The sequence below is a fragment of the Enterobacter sp. CM29 genome (assembly GCF_013179605.1).
In the GTDB taxonomy this organism is placed as follows: Bacteria; Pseudomonadota; Gammaproteobacteria; order Enterobacterales; family Enterobacteriaceae; genus Enterobacter; species Enterobacter intestinihominis.
The window spans coordinates 1-1,653 of the sequence record NZ_JABMCU010000339.1 but is presented as its reverse complement, the minus strand read 5'-3'; the positions used below and the strand labels follow the sequence as shown (position 1 = coordinate 1,653).

2 protein-coding genes are annotated in these 1,653 nt (G+C 56.6%); both read right to left on the bottom strand.

What is annotated here, in order from left to right:
- The coding region (locus tag HP459_RS22795; RefSeq protein ID WP_171936909.1) for an efflux RND transporter permease subunit at positions 1-1,231 on the bottom strand (1,231 nt) is incomplete at its 3' end.
- A 141-nt stretch (positions 1,232-1,372) separates the two neighbouring features.
- Positions 1,373-1,653 (bottom strand): ATP-binding protein (locus HP459_RS22790; protein WP_253939681.1); only part of this gene is annotated, 281 nt, incomplete at its 5' end.

Below are 1,653 nucleotides of genomic sequence, written 5' to 3'. Positions count from 1 at the left end.
CGATGGCATCATCCACCAGCAGGCCGATGGCCAGCACCATGGCAAACATGGTCAGGGTGTTGATGCTGTAACCGAAGGCATACAGCACCGCAAAGGTTCCCAGCAACACCACCGGCACCGCAATGGTGGGGATCAGCGTGGCGCGGAAGTTTTGCAGGAACAGGTACATCACGAGGAACACCAGCGCGATAGCTTCGAGCAGGGTTTTCACCACATCTTCGATGGAGGCTTTTACGAATGAGGTGGTTTCGTAGGCGACTTTGTACTCCAGTCCGTGCGGGAAGTAATGCGACAGCTCATCCAGACGCTCTAACACCCGCTGCGCGGTCGCCATTTCGTTAGCGCCGGAGGCCAGTTTCACCCCCAGGCCGGACGCAGCATTGCCGTTAAAGCGGCTCAGGTAGTCATATTTTTCCGCCCCCATTTCCACGGTGGCGACATCCCCCAGACGCACTTCGGAACCATCCTGATTCACGCGCAGAGTAATATTGCGGAACTGTTCAGGCGTCTGGAGCAGCGACTGGGAGTTGATGGTGGCGTTAAGTGCCTGGTTATCCACGGACGGCGTACCACCGAGCTGCCCCACGGCAATCTGAGCGTTCTGCGATTCGATAGCGTCGGTGACATCTTTGGCGGTCATCTGCACGCTGTTCAGCTTGTTGGGATCCAGCCAGATACGCATGGAATACTGCGAGCCGTAGGCGTCGATATCACCCACGCCGTTGATACGGCTGAGCGGGTCCTGAATATTACTGGCGACGTAGTCCGCGATGTCCTGCTTATCCATCGAGCCATCGGTTGAAACAAACGCGATGGTCAAAATATTGGTGTCACCGGTCTTACGCACGGTCACCCCCTGGTTCTGCACCGCCTGAGGCAGTTTACGCAGGGCCGATTGCAGCTGGTTTTGCACCTGCTGCACCGCTTCGTCCGGATCCGTGCCCGCCGTAAAGCTCAGGGTTACCGTCGCCTGGCCCGTGGCGCTGCTCTGCGAGGACATGTACATCAGGTTATCAAGACCCGTCATGTTCTGCTCGATAACCTGCGTGACGGTATTTTCCAGCGTCTGTGCCGAGGCGCCAGGGTAGTTCGCCGTGATACGCACGTTAGGGGGGGCGAGGTCGGGGTATTGCTCAACAGGAAGGGAAGTAATCGCCAGGACACCCGTCAGACACAACAGGATTGCTAGCACCCAGGCAAAAATGGGGCGATCGATGAAAAAATTCGCCATTAAAATGTGACCTCGTTTTGCTGCACGTCATTATTGTTTATTGCCCGCCTAACTTTAGCGGTAAGGCCCAGGTCAAACGTGGAGAAATAAAGGAGATAATGTAAATTATCATGCGCTTTTTTCAGCGCGCCTTCTTTCCCGCTATTTTTCAGCCTGCGCCGCAGGTGTCCGGAACGTCACGCTGACCTGTGTACCGCCCTGTGGCGGCTGAGAAAAGTGTAATGTTCCGCCGAGCCGTCCCGCGCGTTCGCGCATGATATTCAGCCCGTAATGCCCCGGCGGTTCACTGGCGTCGCCGATACCAATACCGTTGTCACGGATCGTGACCGTGTGAGTACCGTCCGCGGTGGTGACGCAGCTGACCACAATCTCGCTGGCGTCGGCATGTTTAATCGCATTCAGCACTGCCTCACGCACAATCT